11 protein-coding genes and 11 pseudogenes are annotated in these 19,909 nt (G+C 54.9%); 9 read left to right on the top strand and 13 right to left on the bottom strand.

What is annotated here, in order from left to right; translation table 11 throughout:
- Positions 1–44: 44 nt before the first annotated feature.
- Positions 45–1,796: an AAA family ATPase gene (locus SOPEG_RS08620; protein ID WP_025245030.1), complete on the bottom strand. Its 1,752-nt coding sequence runs from the start codon at positions 1,794–1,796 to the stop codon at positions 45–47.
- A gap of 229 nt (positions 1,797–2,025) precedes the next feature.
- Between SOPEG_RS08620 and matP the strand changes: the two genes are divergently transcribed.
- On the top strand, positions 2,026–2,460 hold the full coding sequence (gene matP / locus SOPEG_RS08615; protein ID WP_236851704.1) for a macrodomain Ter protein MatP: 435 nt from the start codon (positions 2,026–2,028) through the stop codon (positions 2,458–2,460).
- A gap of 329 nt (positions 2,461–2,789) precedes the next feature.
- On the opposite strand, the gene SOPEG_RS08610 is transcribed toward matP, so the two are convergent.
- A complete protein-coding gene (locus SOPEG_RS08610) occupies positions 2,790–3,998 on the bottom strand; it encodes an IS256 family transposase (protein WP_025245029.1) in 1,209 nt (402 codons plus the stop codon).
- 113 nt (positions 3,999–4,111) lie between these two features.
- On the opposite strand from SOPEG_RS08610, the gene SOPEG_RS08605 reads away from it, so the two are divergent.
- Positions 4,112–4,636 (top strand): tyrosine-type recombinase/integrase, encoded by a 525-nt coding sequence (locus SOPEG_RS08605; protein ID WP_025245028.1) that lies wholly within the window; start codon positions 4,112–4,114, stop codon positions 4,634–4,636.
- A 106-nt stretch (positions 4,637–4,742) separates the two neighbouring features.
- On the opposite strand, the pseudogene ompA reads toward SOPEG_RS08605, so the two are convergent.
- From ompA to sulA, 3 pseudogenes are all read right to left on the bottom strand, one after another.
- Positions 4,743–5,824: pseudogene (ompA, locus tag SOPEG_RS08600) on the bottom strand (porin OmpA).
- 39 nt (positions 5,825–5,863) lie between these two features.
- Positions 5,864–6,786 (bottom strand): annotated as a pseudogene (locus SOPEG_RS08595) (IS5-like element ISSoEn1 family transposase).
- A gap of 438 nt (positions 6,787–7,224) precedes the next feature.
- A pseudogene (gene sulA, locus SOPEG_RS30835) lies at positions 7,225–7,755 on the bottom strand (SOS-induced cell division inhibitor SulA).
- A gap of 99 nt (positions 7,756–7,854) precedes the next feature.
- Here sulA and SOPEG_RS26165 point away from each other — a divergent pair.
- Positions 7,855–9,077, top strand: a pseudogene (locus tag SOPEG_RS26165) (ISL3 family transposase).
- A gap of 9 nt (positions 9,078–9,086) precedes the next feature.
- On the opposite strand, the gene SOPEG_RS27290 reads toward SOPEG_RS26165, so the two are convergent.
- On the bottom strand, positions 9,087–9,551 hold the full coding sequence (locus SOPEG_RS27290) for a hypothetical protein (RefSeq protein WP_148297033.1): 465 nt from the start codon (positions 9,549–9,551) through the stop codon (positions 9,087–9,089).
- Positions 9,552–9,672: 121 nt separating this feature from the next.
- On the opposite strand from SOPEG_RS27290, the gene SOPEG_RS08575 reads away from it, so the two are divergent.
- Positions 9,673–10,272 (top strand): TfoX/Sxy family DNA transformation protein, encoded by a 600-nt coding sequence (locus tag SOPEG_RS08575; protein WP_025245027.1) that lies wholly within the window; start codon positions 9,673–9,675, stop codon positions 10,270–10,272.
- An 18-nt stretch (positions 10,273–10,290) separates the two neighbouring features.
- Here SOPEG_RS08575 and yccS read toward each other — a convergent pair.
- Positions 10,291–11,710, bottom strand: a pseudogene (gene yccS, locus SOPEG_RS26160) (YccS family putative transporter); the annotation flags it as partial.
- On the opposite strand from yccS, the gene SOPEG_RS28215 reads away from it, so the two are divergent.
- The 3 genes and pseudogenes from SOPEG_RS28215 (at position 11,645) to istB (ending at position 14,130) form a co-directional block, all read left to right on the top strand.
- The gene (locus tag SOPEG_RS28215) at positions 11,645–11,794 is read left to right on the top strand and encodes a hypothetical protein (RefSeq protein WP_158382359.1); all 150 of its coding nucleotides are present in this window, start codon (positions 11,645–11,647) and stop codon (positions 11,792–11,794) included. The pseudogene yccS and the gene SOPEG_RS28215 overlap by 66 nt on opposite strands.
- A gap of 16 nt (positions 11,795–11,810) precedes the next feature.
- Positions 11,811–13,369 (top strand): annotated as a pseudogene (gene istA, locus SOPEG_RS08565) (IS21-like element ISSoEn3 family transposase).
- Positions 13,370–13,380: 11 nt separating this feature from the next.
- Positions 13,381–14,130 (top strand): IS21-like element ISSoEn3 family helper ATPase IstB, encoded by a 750-nt coding sequence (istB, locus tag SOPEG_RS08560; protein ID WP_025245023.1) that lies wholly within the window; start codon positions 13,381–13,383, stop codon positions 14,128–14,130.
- 121 nt (positions 14,131–14,251) lie between these two features.
- Here the strand turns inward: istB and SOPEG_RS08555 are convergent.
- A pseudogene (locus SOPEG_RS08555) lies at positions 14,252–14,875 on the bottom strand (FUSC family membrane protein); the annotation flags it as partial.
- A 159-nt stretch (positions 14,876–15,034) separates the two neighbouring features.
- A pseudogene (locus tag SOPEG_RS08550) lies at positions 15,035–15,400 on the bottom strand (YccF domain-containing protein); the annotation flags it as partial.
- Positions 15,401–15,553: 153 nt separating this feature from the next.
- Here SOPEG_RS08550 and helD point away from each other — a divergent pair.
- Positions 15,554–17,608, top strand: coding sequence for a DNA helicase IV (gene helD / locus SOPEG_RS08545; RefSeq protein WP_025245021.1), 2,055 nt, complete (start codon positions 15,554–15,556; stop codon positions 17,606–17,608).
- A gap of 71 nt (positions 17,609–17,679) precedes the next feature.
- On the opposite strand, the pseudogene SOPEG_RS28990 reads toward helD, so the two are convergent.
- Positions 17,680–17,790 (bottom strand): annotated as a pseudogene (locus SOPEG_RS28990) (methylglyoxal synthase); the annotation flags it as partial.
- Between the two features lie 72 nt (positions 17,791–17,862).
- Between SOPEG_RS28990 and SOPEG_RS08540 the strand changes: the two are divergent.
- A complete protein-coding gene (locus SOPEG_RS08540) occupies positions 17,863–19,071 on the top strand; it encodes an IS256-like element ISSoEn2 family transposase (RefSeq protein ID WP_025245020.1) in 1,209 nt (402 codons plus the stop codon).
- 29 nt (positions 19,072–19,100) lie between these two features.
- Here SOPEG_RS08540 and SOPEG_RS08535 read toward each other — a convergent pair.
- The 3 genes and pseudogenes from SOPEG_RS08535 to SOPEG_RS30830 all read right to left on the bottom strand — a co-directional run.
- Positions 19,101–19,466: pseudogene (locus tag SOPEG_RS08535) on the bottom strand (methylglyoxal synthase); the annotation flags it as partial.
- Between the two features lie 95 nt (positions 19,467–19,561).
- Complete coding sequence (locus tag SOPEG_RS27285; protein WP_236851699.1) at positions 19,562–19,663, bottom strand: DUF2057 domain-containing protein; 102 nt, start codon at positions 19,661–19,663, stop codon at positions 19,562–19,564.
- Positions 19,664–19,893 (bottom strand): annotated as a pseudogene (locus SOPEG_RS30830) (hypothetical protein); the annotation flags it as partial.
- Positions 19,894–19,909: the final 16 nt, after the last annotated feature.

The following is a 19,909-nucleotide window of genomic DNA, read 5'->3' as shown; positions in this document are numbered from 1 at the left end:
TGAGTCTCGCACATTACCCGACATGCAGGCTGCTGACAATTCCCTTAGCTCTGGTTAAACCAGTTTAGCCAGCGGAAGCCCCAGGGCAAACGTTGCCGTTCGTGCAGATTAACATTGGCGATACGTTCGCGTATCGACGCAAGAAGACTTGGACCCTTGTCGTGGTCAAACGGCATCGCGGTCAGGATTTCCAACGCTTCATCGATAGTATCCACCGCCCAAAGGGAAAATTGCCCCTCGCGCACCGCATCGATGACATCGTCATTGAGGCAAAGGTAGCGCACATTGGCGGTAGGAATAATTACCCCTTGAGCGCCGGTCAGCTCGCGCGACCGGCACAGGGCAAAGAAGCCTTCTATTTTCTCATTGACGCCGCCGATGGGCTGTACGTGGCCGAATTGATCCACCGAGCCGGTAACGGCGATTTGCTGATTGATGGGTCTATCCGCCAGGGCGCTAATTAGCGCCACCCCTTCCGCCAGCGAGGCGCTATCTCCGTCGACCTCGCCATAGGACTGCTCGAAGACCAGCGAGGCGGAGAAGGGCAGCTGTTGGTCGAGTTCCAGCGCCGACATCAAAAACGCCTGCATAATCATCATGCCCTTAGCGTGAAGATTGCCGCCCAGTTCCGCCTTACGCTCCACGTCGTTAATTTCGCCATCGCCCAAATGAACCACGCAGCTAATGCGCGACGGCTCGCCGAACGGCAGCGGGTGGCCCGGAAAATCCAGCACCGAAAGGGCATTGACCTGGCCGACCACCTGTCCCTCGGTTTCCACCATAACCTGGCCTTCGGCGATCTCGTCTTGCATACGCTCGCTGAGATAACTTTCGCGCCAGACACGGGTGCGCTCACTGTCGGTAAACGCCGCGGCGGTCAGCGCCTGCTGCGAGCCGTACAGCGCCGCCTCTTTTAACCGGCGGATAAGCCATTGCGGACATAAAGGCAGTTGGCACTGATCGCCGCTGTAGCGGACCGACTGCCGCACCAGCACCGGCCAGGCATCGGCGCTCAGCAGCGGTAATCCCTGGCGCTGCGCGAGCGTGTTTACCCAGGCGCACCACTGGCTCATCTCCTCCGCGCCGGCAATGCGCAATTCGGACTCAAATTCGCCATACAGCGCCAAACGGGTAAGCTCGGGCTCCAAATCGTTAAGGTCGGCCAATCCTTCGCGATCGCCGACCACAATAAGCCGCAAGTTCAGCGGCATTGACGGTACGGACACCGGCAATGGCCGGCGGTCGTCCGCCGGCAGCCAATCAAAGCGCTGCTGTAAAATCATCTGCTTGAGCCGCAGCCAGAGCAAAGGCTGGCTCACCAGCGCGCGTACGCCGACGATAAGGACACCGCCGTTGGCGTGGTGCACTAGGCCCGGCTGTAGATCGATTACATCCCGATAGCAGCGCAGCGCGCCAAACAGCGGCTCATACTCCACCCAGGACTGCCAGACGCAGGCGTCGCGCGCGGCGAAGTTATCATCCACCTTGGTCGCCGGCTGTTCGCTTACGCCCATACCAGTCACGACATAGCGGCTGCCGACGGGGTGACCCGACGCTGGCAGGATCTGTTTCACCGTCTCGGCAATTAGCTGAAAATATTCCTCCTCCTCCTGCGCCGTCAGCAGCATAAAACGGCTGGGCGAGCGTGAATGGCAAAATTGCGTCAACCCGTCCGTGAGACGGGCCTGAAGCGTTGCCAAAGGGGCGGACAGAGGCGGGCAGGGTTGGTCAAATACCGCCGCGAAACCGGCCAGATCGGGCAGTAAATATTTCCATTCTAATTTTTTATTGGTCAAAATGATAAATAACGTCGCTGTTCAGGGAAACGCTGATTATACAAGAAGAGACATTGCTTCGTCTCGGCCTGTTTTGCTCCCTGACGCATCATTGCCTGAATGCCCCGGTGCGGGCGTCAAATGATCGGTACGGACAAATATTAGTGAATTAACAACCAACAATGCTATCATCAGGCACAGGTTACACGGTCACAGGTGCGCTCCTATGAAATACCAGTAGCTTGAAAATTTGGAAACCGGTTGGAAGTGGAAATACCTGATTAAAAAACACCGTGAAGGGGAGCGCATCTCCCGTCACGAAGAGAACAGCGCGGCGGCGGAATCTGTTCAGGAGCTTATCAGTTATCAGCACCAGCCGGAAAAAATTCTGAAATGGATTCGCGAGTCAATGCATCCCGTGCTGGAAAACCGCATGAAGCAAACCATTCGGGCGCGGCGTAAGCGGCACTTTAACGCTGAACATCAACATACGCGCAAGAAATCCATCGATTTGGAATACCTGGTTTGGCAACGCTTGGCCGCGCTGGCCCAGCGACGCGGGAACACCCTGTCAGAGACCATTATCAACCTGCTAGAAGATGCGGAACGTAAGGAAAAAGTCGACAAAACCCTGTCGTCGTTGCGCAGCGACCTGAAGGCTATCCTCGGCGAAAAAACCAACTGATGGCCGCAAAGGGTGATGCCCTACGCCTGTCACCAGCCGCAAAGGACACCCCCTGTTTGCCAGCCCTGCGTTTGCGAGAAAAGGGCGGGGGCAATTAACTGCCGCGCCATCATCGGCACTTTGTGGCCACATTGGCACCGTGCGGCCCTATTCATGGAAGAGGCGACTATCACGGTGAGATAGCGCCATGGACGGGCAACATAGTCCGACATCATTAATTGGAATGCGCAATGGATGTAGCTTGGCCGAAATAATGCGGAAACGATGACGGCGAAATAATGGGATTATAGACAACGACCCTGTACACGATTCTGTGTAAATGCCTTTTCTCAGAAGTGACCGTCCAGGCGGTCACCGAACTCGATAATAAAGCGGCTCATTGCCATGCGCCAGTCCCTCAAAGGCATTGTCCATTTCTGTGAGGCCGCCTGTATCGCCAGCCACACCACCTTTTTCACTGCGTCGTCGGTCGGGAACACCTTGCGCTTTTTGATGGCATGCCGGATCACGCTGTTTAACGACTCGATGGCGTTGGTCGTGTAGATCACCTTGCGGATGTCCGTTGGGTAGGCAAAGAACGTGGCCAGATTGGCCCAGTTTGCCTGCCAGCTTCGACTTATTTGCGGGTAGCGGATGTCCCAGGCACTGGAGAACGCTTCCAGCGCCTGCAAGCCGGCTTCTTCCGTAGGGGCCTGAAGAATAGCTTTCAGGTCGCGGGTGACGGCCTTGTAGTTCTTCCAGGAGACGAACAGCAGGCTGTTGCGCACCATATGCACGATACACAGCTGGAGCCGCGCCTCCGGATACACCGCGTTAATAGCGTCAGGGAAACCTTTCAGTCCGTCTACGCAGGCGATAAGGATATCGTTCAGGCCGCGGTTTTTCAGCTCTGTCAGCACGTTCAGCCAGAACTTTGCGCCTTCATTTTCGGCCAGCCACATACCTAGCAACTCTTTCTGGCCTTCGATGTTGATGCCCAGCGCCAGGAACACAGATTTGTTGATGATGCGGCTGTCCTGCCGGACTTTTAGAACGATACAGTCAAGATAAACAATGGGATAGACTGCATCCAGAGGCCGGTTTTGCCATTCGACAACCTGCTCCATGACCGCATCGGTGACCTTTGAGACCAGCGCCGGCGAGACATCGGCGTCATACAGCTCTTTGAACGCGGCGGCGATCTCGCGGGTGGTCATCCCTTTGGCGTACAACGATAAAATCTGGTTATCCATCCCGGTAATCCGGGGCTGGTTCTTCTTCACCAGTTGCGGTTCAAAGGAACCGTCACGATCGCGTGGAGTACGCAGCGCCAGCGGGCCATAGCCAGTGGTAATGGTTTTTGTGGAATAGCCGTTGCGGGCGTTGGTCCCCGGTTTAGGCTGATTTTTATCGTAGCCGAGGTGATGGGTCATTTCGGCATTGAGAGCTGCTTTGACGCTGATTTTTTTCAGCAGCCGATCGAAGTGACTGAGATCTTCAGGGGTTTTGAGATTTTTGGCCAGTTCGTTAGCCAGAGCCTGCAACTGTTTTTCGTCCATAAATTAACCTGTTTTTGATGTTGGATTGAACATATCAAAATCAAGCAAATACACAAATTTCTAAACAGGCTCCAATACGGGCACTTTCAGCGCTTAAAGAAAAAACACCCGAGATGACCTATCTTACGAGCGAGGAGATAGCCCGCTTGTTAGAAGCTACGGAAGGTGATGCACAGCGGATCACTATTTTATGCCTTAGTACAGGTGCGAGATGGGGAGAGGCTACAAGCCTGAAGGCTGAGCGCATCCAGCACAACAGGGCAACTTTTACGGAAACCAAAAACGGTAAGGTTCGCACTGTTCCCCTTTCTGATGAAGTGATAAAAGCGGTAAAAATGAAAGCATCAGGAACATTGTGCAACGTGAATTATAGTGAGTACAGAAAAATGTTGCGAGAAGTCAAACCTGACTTGCCCAAAGGTCAAGCTGCTCACGTACTCCGCCATACATTTGCTGCGCATTTCATGATTAACGGAGGTAATCTTTTGACGCTACAGAAGATAATGGGCCATGCAAATATTCAGCAGACCATGACCTATGCACATCTTGCTCCAGACTATTTGCAAGATGCCATAGCGCTGAATCCGCTGAGGGGGAACATCCACATTCCATCCACACATATGGGTTCTGATGGTTAATCACTAGACCCCAAAGAGGGCTTAAGTCATTGAAAATATGCTTAACGCCTAGTAATATCAAGGGGTAAAAACCCGGCCGCGCCGGGGTTTATCACGATATGATAACTTAAGCCTGCGGCTGAGTTACCACGTCTTTGATGCCTTTCACTTCGATCTCTACGCGACGATCAGGGGCCAGGCAGCTGATGACTGCGGCGCGGCCTTTCACGCTGTTACAGGTGTTGCCAGTAACCGGGTTGGATTTACCCATACCGCGTGCGGAAATCTTGTCGGAAGGGATACCTTTGGAAACCAGGTAGCTTACGACGCTCTGTGCGCGCGCCTGAGACAGTTTCTGGTTGTAGGCGTCGGAACCGATACGGTCGGTGTAGCCCAGAACGATAACGGAGCCGTCTTTCGGATCCATCGAGCTCAGCTGGGAGTACAGCTGATCCAGCGCTTGCTGACCTTCCGGTTTCAGCGTGGCTTTGTCGAAGTTGAACAGCACGTCAGACTTCAGGGTGAAGCGCTTGGTCTGAACAACCGGAGCCGAAGCCGGGGCAGCCACTTCATCCTGGCCAAAGCGGTAGGACACGCCAACGCTCAGCTATGGAGTTATCAGGACGGATACCGACGGTACCGGTATCACCGATGTTGTTAACTCACTGGTAGTCCAGACGGGTAGCCCAGTTTTTGGTCCAGGCATATTCCAGATCCACAGCGGCCAGCGGGGAAACGCCGGTGTCGTGGTCGCTTACGCGGGCCTGCATTGCCGTTGTCGTAAGCACCTTTGGAATCAGCATGCCATACCATGCCGCCCAGACGGGTGTAGATGTCCAGGTCGTCGGTCAGCGGGTAGCTCAGCTTGGCGGCCAGGGAAATACCCTGCGCTTTGAACGAGCCGTTGTTCACGCTGCCTTTGTACGCCATACGGCCCAGCCAGTCGTAGCCCAGCTCGAAACCAAGGTACTGGTTCGCCTGGTAGCCGACGAAAGCACCCGCGCCTAACTGGTCATCACGGGTAGGACCGTTGCCGATGCGGTTGTCGAAACCGTTACCGTAGAAACCGGTGTCGTGGTACTGGGACCAGCCCAGTTTGCCGCCAGTGTACCAGGTGTCGTCTTTCGGAGCGGCTTGCGCTACGGTTGCGAAACCTGCCAGTGCCACTGCAAGTGCGATAGCTGTCTTTTTCCGCTTTGTTGAATAAATCCGAAATTTGTGACGACTTCCTCCCTATCAGGGCGATTGTTACATGATGCGGACGCTGTTTGGCATTCCTAACAACGTGATCCGGTTAAGCGCTTTGACCATTGCCATAGCCTCACCTACCTGCGCGTCATAGTCATGCAGACTCAGATGACCACCCAGAAGTGTTTTAAACCGGAACATGGCCGTTTCAGCCAGTGAACGCCGGTGATAACCTACTTTCTTTTTCCAGGTATCGTTATTGCCGCTCAGATGCTGATTTGCCACCGCATGGTTACGCTCATGGTATCGAGCTGGCCAATATTGCGCACCACTTCGCGGTGGGATAAGCGGCTTTATTTTTTTCCTCAGCAGAGCATCATGACAGTAACGCGTATCGTAAGCACTGTCAGCCGACGCTTCCCTGATTTTCCGGTGGGTTTGGTTAATCAGCCCGGGCAGCGCCTGCGCATCTGTCGTACCGCTTAGCGATAAATCGGCACAGATAATTTCATGTGTCGCGCTATCTACTGCCAGATGAAGCTTGCGCCATACTCTGCGCCTCTCAGCCCCATGCTGCCTGACTTTCCATTCGCCTTCGCCGAAGATTTTCAGGCCGGTGCCATCGATGACCAGGTGTGAGATTTCGCCGCGGGTTGGCGTTTTTATGCTGATGTCGACGGTTTTTGCTCGCCGGCTGACCAGAGAGTAATCTGGGCAGCGCAGCGACAGCCCCATCAGTTTAAAATCGCGTCAACGAAACCCTGTAACGCCCGGAGCGAAAGGTTAAACACGCGCTTTATCATCAGAACCGTGGTAATGGCCATATCGGTGTAGTGAAGCGGCCGGCCACGATGTTCAGGTGGTGTACTCTCAGTCCATGCAGCAATGGCTGACTCATCAAGCCATACTGTCATGTCCCCCCGCTGCCTGAGCGCATTGTTGTATGCGGGCCAGTTGGTGATTTTAAACTTTTGCTTTGCCATGGGGACCTGATTTTGAAACGAATGTAGTGATCAGAGCCGCCAGTCACCTAAAAGTTCGATTTATTCAACAAAGCCGTCTTTTTCATCGTTTGCGCCTCGTTATCATCCAAATAGGAAATGAGCTTTTAAAGCTAATTTTAGAAATCCATTGCCGGCGTTCGTGCTCAGACTCTGTGCATCGCCATTAAAATAGCGTTATAGAGCAACCCCGGCGAATTAAAGTCTACAACGAAGTAGGAAACTTACAAGAAAGATGTAGTAAGCCGCTAATAAAAAACAGCGTTTCAGGGCAGCGACGAAGGGAAAAAAGGGCCAAAAAAAACGCTGCGGTGAGGAAAGAAAACGGTCGCGAAGCCGCATATCCACTGGATTTCCCCCGTTTGGGAGGCGATCATTCTGGTCGACGGGCCGTCGACCTGAGAATAATCCTAATTTTACTTAATGATACAAAGTTGAGTGAATTTTTAACCCTGAAAACTGTCCAGAATGACGATTCGAGCCGCTTTGCGGATACATGATGAAACCGAAAGTTCCGCCTTGCTGGGCGGCATTCTGCAAACGACGCTTGTCCGTTTCCGACAGCTCAGCGGGAAATCACCTCAGAATGACGCTGAAATTGCCGGTGAGCAAGGCTTTTTCCATTGCCGCAACGGTATCGAACGCTGACGGCTGACGCAGCTGCACCACCTTTTGCAGCGGCAGGCCCGACTGGGCCAGCCAGGGACGGCTCAGCCGCCGTGACGATGTCAGCCACAGCAGCCGCCGGGATTGCAAACCCAGCTGGCGCAGCAGCGGCAGCGGCAGCGGCAGCGGCAGCGGCAGCAGAATATGTCCGACCACCGGCTGATCTTCAATATAAACCACTTCGCTGATCCCTCCCTGCGCCAAAGGCGCGTTCACGCCCTCAGGCTGGGCGTCGCGGCGGCGGCGTGCGCCGGTTACGGGTGTGGCATAAGGATGAGTTTGCATTGGATGTCTGCCCCTGTGTTACTGTATAAAAACGGGTCTTCCTCTGTTGTGGTGGCTAAGGGCATTATGATGGCAGTCTTGATTTTTGAGGAGTCTGCCATGGACGAAAAGTCCCTCTATGCCGATATCCTTAACCTGTTCGCACCGTGGCAGGTACAATCCCTTTCTCTTGATGAAAAATCTGGATCAGTGACGGTAATTGTCGGCATTGCCGAGCACACACAACTGGCCTGCCCAACCTGCGGTAAATCCTGCTCCATACATGATCACCGGCGTCGTAAATGGCGTCACCTCGATACCTGTCAGTTCACCACGCTGGTTGAGGCTGATGTCCCCCGCGTGTTGACTGCCCCGAGCACGGTTGCCAGATACTGCCTGTTCCCTGGGCAGGGTCAGGCAGCCGCTACACCTTGTTGTTCTAACCCTTTGTTCTTTCATGGCTGAAAGTCAGCACCGTGGATGCTGTCAGAAAGCAGTTCAAACTCAGTTGGAATGCCGTTGACGGCATCATGATGCGCGCAGTCAAACGAGGCTTGGCCCGGATAAAACAACCCTTATCCGCCCGTCACCTCTGCGTGGATGAAGTCGGGTTCAAAAAAGGACACCAGTACGTCACCGTTATCTCTGACAGGCAGGGACGCGCTTTGCAACTGATCGACGACCGTGGTGTAGAAAGCCTTGCCAGTTATCTGCGCAGGCTGAGAGATCACCAGCTTGATGAGATAAAAACGCTGTCTATGGACATGAACATGGCCTATATCAGTGCAGCCCGCATCCATCTCCCCAATGCCGTCGATAAAATCGCTTTCGATCACTTCCATGTGGCAAAAATGTTGTGCGCCGTCGTTGATAAAACCCGTCAGGCTGAGATGAAACAGATCCCGTCGTCAGACAGGAAAGACGCCCACCGCTCACGCTATCTATGGTTTTACAGCAAGCAAAATCGCCTCGGGTGCCGGGCAGAGAGGTTAGAAGTTGCCCGGCTGATGTTACCCCAAACGAGCCAGTGCTGGGTAATGAAAGAGCTTGCTCGCGATCTGTGGCACCGCCGCTATGACAATCATAGCCGTAAGCTGTGGCAGGAATGAATAGCGATGGCTAAAGACACCGGCATACCGCTCATGGCCAGCATTGCCCGCATGGTGGCAAAACGCCTTTACGGCATTCTGAATGCAATGAAAAACCGGGTATCAAATGGGAATGCGGAGTCCCTGAACAGCAAAATACGGCTGCTCAGGATCAAGTCACGGGGCCTCAGGAACAAAGAACGTTTCAAGATGGGCGTAATGTTCCACTATGGGAAACTAAATATGAATTTTTGAGCAATCATTTTAGGGAGTTATAAAATTTTTTTGCTGGTGATGTTGTATTCGCTCGTCATTCTCCTTTTCATTTTCCTTTTGCCACATATTGCTGCATCCCGGATCGCTAGGGGTAAGACAATATTGAGTTTTATCAACTTGAGACTCACTTTTCTCCCAAGATAATTTTGGCGTTACCTCTGGTGACAGTGAATAGTCTTTCTTATCAGTGTTATACATCAGATTTGGTGAGGCCGATGCTGCAACACCATGAAGCAGTAAGATAAATGGGGCATATGCATATTTTTTTAAGCATGACATGAACGTTATTCCTTTAAACGTAAATACGTTTGACATCCATATAGAAGTCCAAGTTCCAGCCAAAAGAAATAAGTAAAGTAAAAATGCAAAACTGTCGATTGAGCCACCACAACAGGGGAAGACCCATAAAAACACAGTATCCGGGATGCGCGTTAAAATCAACCAAAAGATCAATCGGCCTCGCAGATCCGTGAATAGGTATTTAAATAGCGCGAATTAAGTTGATAGCCTGCGGGACGTGATGCAGCAGTGGCGGGATCACGCCACGCAATGAAAGGAATGAGAGGAAAAACACATGAACGCTAACTATAAGTTACGTATTCAACAGGCAAAGACGCTGTTTTCTCCATTAGGGGAGATAACGACCCGTTCTCAATTCGGGGGCTACAGCGTGGCGGCAGGAGGGGTCATGTTCGCGCTAATCCTCGAGGGCGAGTGCTGGCTGCGCGGTATTCGCGGCAACGAAGACCGCTATAGCGAGCTGGGGATGCGCAAACTGATCTACACCAAGCGCGGCATCCCTGTCACGCTGAACTATTATCATCTGCCGGAGACCCTGTGGGATGCGCCGGCGACGCTGATAGTACTCAGGAGACAAACGCTGGAGGAGGCGCGCCGCGAACGGCAGGTGCGGGCGGATCACCCGCGCCTGAAAGACCTGCCCAACATCGGCCAGGGCATTGAGCGGCTTTTATGGAAAGCCGGTATCCAAAATGTGGATGCGCTGCGCAATCATGGCGCTAAAGCAAGTTATCTGAAATTACGTAACATCAAACGGGATTTGAGCGTCAAAGTTCTGTTGGCCCTGGAAGGGGCATTGGCAGGGCGGCATTTGGCGGCGCTGCCCCCGTGTTTGCGAAACGAACTGATGGAGTGGCATCGCCGCCATGCCTGATGTCACTTCGGGCGCAAGCTAACTCTGCTGCGCTATCAGCCGGCTGCGGCCGGTCAATTCAGGGAGCAGCGCCAGCAACAGGCCGACCTGCTGCATCACCAGCTGTTCCCGGGCGCCCGGCTCCGGCTCCAGTTGTGCGATACGCGCCAGCAGTTTTTCGCGCTCCTGGCTAAGACGCGCCTGAAAAGCATCGACATAACAGGTGGCGTCATTAAGAATATCTAGCACCGCCGGGTTGTCGATAAGCCCCCGGTGGACGCCCAAGGTGGAAACATAACTGAGAAAGGTGTGGCTCAAACACAGCAGGCGGAAGGCGTTATCCATGAGCTCCCCGCCCGCGCGGCGTTCGGCGGACATATTCGACACCACCGACGCCAGTTCCGCATCGCGGTTGTGGGCATCACTGTGCGCCACGCGGTACTCGAGGCGGTTATCTTTGCCTTGATGGTATTGCACCAAAATGGCATCCAGGTAGCGGCAGTTGGCAGTCAGGCTTTTTTCCACCACGGCGGGCAGGCGCCGAAAGCGCCAGTCGGGCCAGATAAAACTGACCGCCGCCCAGGCGATGGCGCAGCCCACCAGGGTATCGAACAGGCGCGGCAGCGCGACCTCAAAGCCCTGGTCGACCAGGTTGAAGCAGAGCATCACCAGCAGGGTGATAAACAGGGTGGCCTGGGCATATTGGCTATTGCGAAAGGCAAAAAAACAGCGTGCCGCTCAACACGATAAGCACCAGCTGACCTTCGGTGGACGGTATAAAATACAGCACCGGCAGGCCAATCACTACCCCGGCGACGGTACCGATAATACGCAGCGCCAGCCGCCGTCGCGTTGCCTGATAGTTTGGCTGGCAGACGAACAGGCTGGTCAGCATTATCCAATAGCCATAATGCATGCCGCTTAAACGGATAAACGCGTAGCCGGCGCACAATACCAGCGACATGCGCACCGCATGACGGAACAGGGCGGATTCCGGCGTCAGATTCAGCCGCAAACGGCTGCGGATATCCAGCCAGCCGGTAAGCTTATCGTCGGACAGGCTATTATCCTCGGTGGGCATTCGGGCGATGGCCTGCTCGGATTCGATGGTGGCCAGTTGGGCATCAATCGAGCGCAGGTTGCTCAGCAAAGGGTGCAGCGCGCCGAGGGGCGCCCCCGCACCGGCGCTGGCGATGGCGGCGTCAAGATGGCTAAAAAGGCGCTCGAAACGTGGATCGTGCTGATAACGACGGCGCAGCAGAATAGATTGCGAGAGTTTTTCGCAGGCGCGGGCCTGCATTTCCAACAGGCGTTGGAAACGGAACAGCACATCGCTGAAACGCAGCTCTCCGCGGAGTTGCTGATAACGCGCATGCGCTGAGCTGGCCCGTTCATGGATATCCTGGGCGACGAAATAGTAATGCAGGCTGCGTCGGGTGCTGCGCTGGCCGCGATCCCCGTGCTGATTCCGGTCGCCCGATCAGCGATTCCGATTCTGTCCGATCGCTCATCTTCTGTTCCGCCATACTCTGGAGACTTTTAGCTTCCGGGGGCATGGCATGGCACGTAAAAAGAAGAAAGCGAGAACGGAAATGTGCATCTATATTAATGTCTTACGTATGAAATTCGAGCAGCGTCGCTCGAATCGCACTATCGCAGCAGCGCTCGGCATAGGCTGTACTACCGTGCACGATATCCTCGGCCGATTCACGGTAGCTAACCTGGTCTGGCCATTGCCGGCGGAACTGTCCCCCGTCGACCTCGACCGCCTGCTCTATCCCGGCAAATCCGGAAAAGTTATCAATACCTTACCCAGCTGGCTTGATATCGATACCGAGTTAAGCCTCAAGGGCATGACCAAGCAGCTGCTCTGGATGGAATATCAGTCCGCCGTGGGCGGTGATGCCCTCGGTTACTCACAGTTTTGTGCACTGTTCCGTGACTGGAAAAAGAAGCAGCGGCGTTCCATGCGCATGGAGCACAAGGCTGGCGAAAAGCTCTTCATCGACTTCTGTGGCCCCACCGTACCTATCGTCAACCCTGCGACCGGTAACGTACGCCAGGTCGCTATCTTCGTCGCTGCCATGGGCGTGTCAGGCTATGCGTATATCGAAGCCTGCGAAGGCCAGGACATGGCATCGTGGCTCAACGCCAATAGCCGCTGCCTGCACTTCATGGGTGGGGTTCCGGAGCTGATGATACCTGATAATCTGCGCAGCGCTGTCAGCACCCCTGACCGCTATGAGCCGGTCATAAACCAGAGCTACCAGGCGCTGGCAAATCACTATGAGACAGTGGTGCTACCGGCGCGCCCGAGAAAACCGAAAGACAAGGCGAAGGCAGAATCAACTGTGCAGCTGGTAGAACGCTGGGTTTTGGCCCGGTTGCGTAAACGTAGGTTCTACTCGCTGGCCGAACTCAACCAGGTGATACGAGAACTCAATCATGAGTTGAATTTGCGCCCGATGCGTCATTACGGCGGACAAAGTCGCCTTGAACGCTTCGAGCAGCTGGACAAACCGGCTCTTGGGCCTCTACCGCCCACACAATGGGAATACAGTGAGTATCTCGTTGCCCGAGTGGGACCTGATTACCACATAGACTACGGCAAAAACTGGTACTCGGTGCCGCATCCGCTGGTTGGCGAGCGCGTTGACGTCATCGCCACCCAACGGCTGGTGCAAATCCACCATAAGGGCGTCTGCGTGGCTACGCACCCTCGCAGCGATAACGCCTATAGGCACACGACTCAGGCGGCGCACATGCCGGCTAACCCATAAGGGGCAGAGTCAGTGGACGCCGGAAAGGCTGTGTAGTTGGGCGCTGTCGGTGGGTGTGTGCACACTGAAAGTGGTCGAGTCCATCCAAAAGAGCAAAGCCCATCCGGAGCAGGCTTACCGCTCCGTGCTGGGGCTACTCAATCTGCAATCTGCAACGGCGCTATGAGACGACGCGACTGGAGAAGGCCTGCGCGCTGGCGTTGGAGAAAGGGTGCATTAACCGCTCTTTCATAGCCAACGTATTGAAACACGGTCGTGAAAGTGAGGTCACCCAGGACGGAGCCGGCGTATCAATGCTGGTTCACGAAAACCTCCGAGGTCCGGACAGTTATCACTAAGGAGAATAAATATGGATACACTGTTAATGGCTCTGCGAAAGCTGAAGTTATCGGCAATGGTCCAGGCGTTGGAGACGCAACGCGAACTCCCGGGGAGTTATGGGGAGCTGGGGTTCGAGGAGCGGTTGTCGCTGATGGTAGAAGCGGAAAATTTGCATAGAAAAAACAACCACATATGCCATATGCGACGGCAATCGCAAATGCGCTTGCAGGCAAAACCGGAAGATATCCGCTATATCCCTAGCCGAGGAGTGACACCGGAACAGATGCGAGATCTGCTAGGGGGACAATATCTGAAATATCAGAAAAGCATACTCATCACGGGGCCAACAGGTACGGGCAAAACCTGGCTCAGTTGTGCGCTTGGTGAGCAGGCATGCCGGCAGCAATATAGCGTGCGTTACTGGCGAGTGGGTCGGTTGCTGGCCCATCTTCACCAGTGTCAGGTAGACGGGACCTATCTAAAACAGCTTAAGCAGTTAGAAAAAATAGAGTTACTGATCTTGGACGACGTGGGCCTAGAATCAATAAGTCCGATGCAGGCAACGATGCTGTTGGAGGTGATGGAAGATCGCTACGACAAAAGCAGCAGCATCCTGATCAGTCAACTGCCGGTGAAAAAATGGTATGGACTGATAGAAAACTCCACGACAGCTGACGCGTTACTCGATCGGTTAGTACACCCCAGCTATAGGCTGGAACTTAAAGACGAATCACTACGCAAAGAGCAAGGAGTAGCCAGCACAGGAAAAATAGACTAAACCCGAGTCAGAAGATGAGCGAACACGTGAACGAATATCACTGGAATGGGTGATCGGAAAATATCGGAATAACTAATCGGATGTCGCCGGAACAGCTGATCGGATACGTCGAAATCTGCACCCCGCGCAGGCGCGTAAGCAAGGTGGCCTTTACTTGGTTAAGCGCCTCCACCAGTTGGCCGTTGGCCATCGCCACCGTTATCAGGATGCTGTCGTCGCTTTCCTCGCTGTCGGGATCGAAACAGTCGGCCTTGGCGGAAAGATAGTGGGCCAGAGACCGATAGCCGCGCGCCAGGTCATCCTGTAAAGGGCTTATGGGAAACATCAGGTGGCCAAGCAGGGTGAGCGCATTGTACCAAATAGCGCCTGCCAGCAGTAGCGGCTGCAAATACCAGCTTTGATACATCGCGGTGCCCAGCATGGTGTATACCGCAATTAACAGAGCGCCAAAAGCGATGGTGGCATAGCGCTGCCCAAGGGCGCCGAGCAAGATAAAACCGCAGGTTGAACAGGCAAGGCCGAGGGCTAACAGCCACGGATAGGGAAAGAGGAGCTCAATGGAAACGGCGGCGATGAAAAAACTTACCAGCGTTATGAGCAAATTACGTAATCGGCCGGTGAGCCGGTCATCCAGACTCGCCAGCGCGGCGGCAACGACACCTAAGGTCAGCGGAATCGTCAACGTGGGCGAACCCAGCCACCAGGGCACGGCCGCCGTCCCGCTAAGGGCGAAGATAATTTTCAGGGTATCGTGTCAGCGACTGTTGAACACCCACTGACGCAAGCCCGGGGCGGATGTTAGCACGTCCTGTCCTCGCGTCGCTTAACCATGATGCGGGCCGCGAAAACCCGCTCGTAGCCTGTCGGCCTCTTCGACCGACACCACCCGGCGGCCCACCGGTCAAACCGCGATGAGCGCCAGCTTGAAATTGGCGATACCAAAGGGGATGCCAATCAGCGTGCAGCATTGGGCAATCCCCGTCAGAATGTGCGACAGACACAGCCACCAGCCGAACACCACGAACCAAAAGACATTAAGCAGCGTGCCGCCGGTATTAAGCAAACCGCTGCGCCGTTCGGGATAAAGCTCATCCACATGCAGCACGGTATTGCCGAACGGTACCAGTGACAACTTGGTTATCTCTCAGAAGGCGCGGGTAAAAGGCCAGCTGATAATAAGCACGATACTAAGGAGTGTCGCCAGTAGCCAGGCGAGGGTGGTCAAGAAACCGCCAAAAATAAAATTGATGATATTGAGTAGCGTTCGCATAGCGCTCTGGGCAGTAAAGGCTGATAATCGTTAGCGTTGATTGTCTCTGATCTCCATTGCGAATTCTACTCTGTTTTTCTGGCTGGAGCAGGACAACTCAAAGCGGGTACACTAAAGACAGACATCATGGCCATCCGGAATCCTTGCAAGCTTATGGAACTCAAATCCACCTCAATCGGCAAACGTCTGGCGCAGCATCCTTATAACCGCGTACGGCTATTGCATGCCGGCGTCGAGGTCAGCGGCGATAAATATCACTATCTGATCCCGTTCAATCAAATTCTCGCGATTCAATGCCGCCGCGGCATCGTGTGGGGCGAGCTGGAATTTGAGCTGCCGGAAGATAAAGTCGTGCGCCTGCACGGCACCGAATGGCAGGAAACCCAGCGGTTCTACCGTTACCTACAGCAGTCGTGGCAGACCTGGAGCGAGGAAATGGGCGCCATTGCCGCCGGGGTGCTGAACGAGCAAGTGGTGAAAATCCAACAGATCATCGATAAGGATAGCTGGCTGCTACAGCAGGATCTGGCCCGGCTGCAGGCGGGGATCCAGCAGGCTGTTGACGCGCTGCCGCTGCCCGTCGCCCGGCTGGGGGCATTTGACGATTGCCGTGAACCTTGGCGTCAATGCCGGGAGTGGCTGGAGGAGGGCGTGCAACGGGTGGCGATGCGCAATCAGCAATGGACGACGCGTATGCTGCAAGAGCATGAGGACTTCTTTCGCTCGGTGGAAAGTTCGCCGCTTAATCTTGCCCAAAGCCGGGCGGTGGTCAACGGCGAGCGATCGCTGCTGGTGCTGGCCGGCGCCGGTAGCGGTAAAACCTCGCTGCTGGTGGCGCGCGCCTGCTGGTTGCTGCGGCGTAATCTGGCGACGCCGGATCAGATTTTGCTGCTGGCATTCGGCCGCCAGGCGGCGCGGGAAATGGACGAACGCCTGCGGCAGCGGCTGGACGTGGATACGATTCAGGCAAGTACTTTTCATGCCTTGGCGCTGATGATTATTCGTCAAGGCAACAAAAAGGCGCCGGCCGTGAGCCAGCTTGAAAGCGATGGCGCCGCGCGGCGTAAGCTGCTGATTGACCATTGGCGACAGCAATGCCGCGAAAAAAAGGCGCAGGCCAAAGGGTGGCGGCAGTGGATTGGCGAGGAACTAGACTGGGAAGTGCCGGACGGCGATTTCTGGCAGAACGATAAACTGGCTAACCGCCTGGCGGGACGGCTGGAGCGCTGGGTCGGGCTGATGCGTTCGCACGGCGGCAGCCAGGCCGAGATGATAGACGCGGCGCCCGATGCGCTGCGCGAGCAGTTTCAAAAATGCATCCGGCTGCTGGCGCCGCTGCTGAAAGCCTGGAAACAGGCATTGAAAGAAGAGGGCGCGGTGGACTTTGACGGTCTTATCCATCAGGCGGTGGATATTTTGCAAAAAGGCCGCTTCGTGAGCCCGTGGAAACATATTCTGGTGGATGAGTTTCAGGATATCTCACTCCAGCGCGCCAGGCTTATCACCGCGCTGTGCCAACAAAACAGCGCCAGCGCATTGTTCGCCGTTGGGGATGATTGGCAGGCGATTTACCGCTTCAGCGGCGCGGAGCTGGCGTTGACCACCGCCTTCAGCGCGAGTTTTGGCGGTGGCGAACCGCTGGCTCTGGATACCACCTACCGCTTTAATCAACGTATTGGCGAAGTGGCAAACCGGTTTGTGCAGCAAAATCCGTTTCAACTGGCAAAGCCGCTTAACAACCTGACGCGCGGCGGCAAAAAAGCGGTGTTGATCCTGCCTGAAGATCAACTTGACGCGCTTTTAAACAAACTCAGCGGTTTTGTCACGCCGACGCAACGTATTCTGGTGCTGGCACGTTATCACCATCTGCGTCCGGCGCTGCTGGCAAAAGCGGCGACGCGCTGGCCCAACCTGACGATTGATTTTATGACTATTCATGCCAGCAAAGGGCAGCAGGCGGAGTATGTGATCATTGTCGGCGTCAACGACGGCCGCGACGGATTTCCTGCTGCGGTGCGGGAATCGATTATCGAACAGGTTCTCCTTCCCCAACCGGAGGACTACCCGGACGCGGAAGAGCGTCGCCTGCTGTACGTGGCGCTTACCCGCGCCAAAGAGCAGGTATGGCTGCTGACGGACAAGGCGAACCCGTCGGTATTTATAGAGGAACTGCTGAGTCAGGGGGTGCCGCAGGCGAGAAAACCCTAAACCGCGCATGTCGCTTCACGGCGCGGCATCGCCAGGCACGCGCGGGCGCGCCTGATGTGGAGTGGGCTCCGTTAGGACGACAGGCGCTCCGCCAGATAACGTTGATAATCAGGGATGGCGATCGCCACGTCCTGATGGAAAAGAGCGGAGCTAATGAAGAAATCGGCGGTAGAGCGGTTGGTGAGCCTGTTTAGAAATTTGTGTATTTGCCTGATTTTGATATGTTCAATCCAACATCAAAAACAGGTTAATTTATGGACGAAAAACAGTTGCAGGCTCTGGCTAACGAACTGGCCAAAAATCTCAAAACCCCTGAAGATCTCAGTCACTTCGATCGGCTGCTGAAAAAAATCAGCGTCGAAGCAGCTCTCAATGCCGAAATGACCCATCACCTCGGCTACGATAAAAATCAGCCTAAACCGGGGACCAACGCCCGCAACGGCTATTCCACAAAAACCGTTACCACTGGCGATGGCCCGCTGGCGCTGCGTACTCCGCGCGATCGTGACGGTTCCTTTGAACCGCAACTGGTGAAGAAGAACCAGACCCGGATTACCGGGATGGATAACCAGATTTTATCGTTGTACGCCAAAGGGATGACCACCCGCGAGATCGCCGCCGCGTTCAAAGAGCTGTATGACGCCGATGTCTCGCCGGCGCTGGTCTCAAAGGTCACCGATGCGGTCATGGAGCAGGTTGTTGAATGGCAAAACCGGCCTCTGGATGCAGTCTATCCCATTGTTTATCTTGACTGTATCGTTCTAAAAGTCCGGCAGGACAGCCGCATCATCAACAAATCTGTGTTCCTGGCGCTGGGCATCAACATCGAAGGCCAGAAAGAGTTGCTAGGTATGTGGCTGGCCGAAAATGAAGGCGCAAAGTTCTGGCTGAACGTGCTGACAGAGCTGAAAAACCGCGGCCTGAACGATATCCTTATCGCCTGCGTAGACGGGCTGAAAGGTTTCCCTGACGCTATTAACGCGGTGTATCCGGAGGCGCGGCTCCAGCTGTGTATCGTGCATATGGTGCGCAACAGCCTGCGGTTCGTCTCCTGGAAGGACTACAAGGCCGTCACCCGCGACCTGAAAGCTATCTATCAGGCCCCTACGGAAGAAGCCGGCTTGCAGGCGCTGGAAGCGTTCTTCAGTGCCTGGGACATCCGCTACCCACAAATAAGTCGAAGCTGGCAGGCAAACTGGGCCAATCTGGCCACGTTCTTTGCCTACCCAACGGACATCCGCAAGGTGATCTACACGACCAACGCCATCGAGTCGTTAAACAGCGTGATCCGGCATGCCATCAAAAAGCGCAAGGTGTTCCCGACCGACGACGCAGTGAAAAAGGTGGTGTGGCTGGCGATACAGGCAGCCTCACAGAAATGGACAATGCCTTTGAGGGACTGGCGCATGGCAATGAGCCGCTTTATTATCGAGTTCGGTGACCGCCTGGACGGTCACTTCTGAGAAAAGGCATTTACACAGAATCGTGTACAGGGTCCGGTTGGTGGCCACGGGGATATTCCACACCGTCGCCAGTCGCAGCAGCGCTTTGACATCCGGGTCGTGCGGAACGGCATTTAGTGGATCCCAAAAGAAAATCATCATATCGATTTTGCCTTCGGAAATCAGGACGCCCACCTGTTGATTCCCCCCCCCATCGGGCCGCTGAGCATGCTGTTGACCGGTAAACCGGTTTTAAGCTGCACCAGGTTGCCGGTGGTGCCGGTGGCGTACAGCACATGTTCCGAAAGTTGCGCTTTGTTAGTCTCCACCCAATTGAGCAGAGACTGTTTACAATGATCATGCGCCACCAGCGCGATATGTTTGCGCGCGGCAATGGTGCGGGTGGTAGATTCCATGTCCAGTTCCTTAAGTCTGACGATCTAACTATAGACTACTGAAACTCTGTTTCACTGCAAAGAGACAAACCGGCAAATCGGTAAAAAAGCGCCGTTTATTTTGTCTCCTCGCCAGAGATTGACTGGCGTTGGCGCACCCAGGCAAGAAAACGCTCCCGGCTGGCCAGGTCGGCCTGCAAAAACCAGAACCGCAGCATTTGCTTCGCCTCTGCGCTCGCAGAACCTTGGCGGGACAAACCGTCAACGGACTGCGCCGGGCGAGGTGCCGGCGGTTATATTGCTCCAACGCGGGCAGTAAACTCTTCTTGTCCGCATCGAGCCGGCTGACGCTGACGGGCAGCGGTTTCTGGTCCTGATCCTGAAGACCGACCAGCGGCTGATGGCAAAAACGTTCGCCTTCGGCGCGGCTTGCGAGCCTCGGCAGCACAAATTTCAGCCGTCGC

The sequence above is a fragment of the Candidatus Sodalis pierantonius str. SOPE genome, from assembly GCF_000517405.1.
Classification (GTDB): Bacteria; Pseudomonadota; Gammaproteobacteria; order Enterobacterales; family Enterobacteriaceae; genus Sodalis_C; species Sodalis_C pierantonii.
The sequence above is the reverse complement of the archived record's forward strand: the minus strand, read 5'-3'. Positions and strand labels throughout refer to the sequence as shown.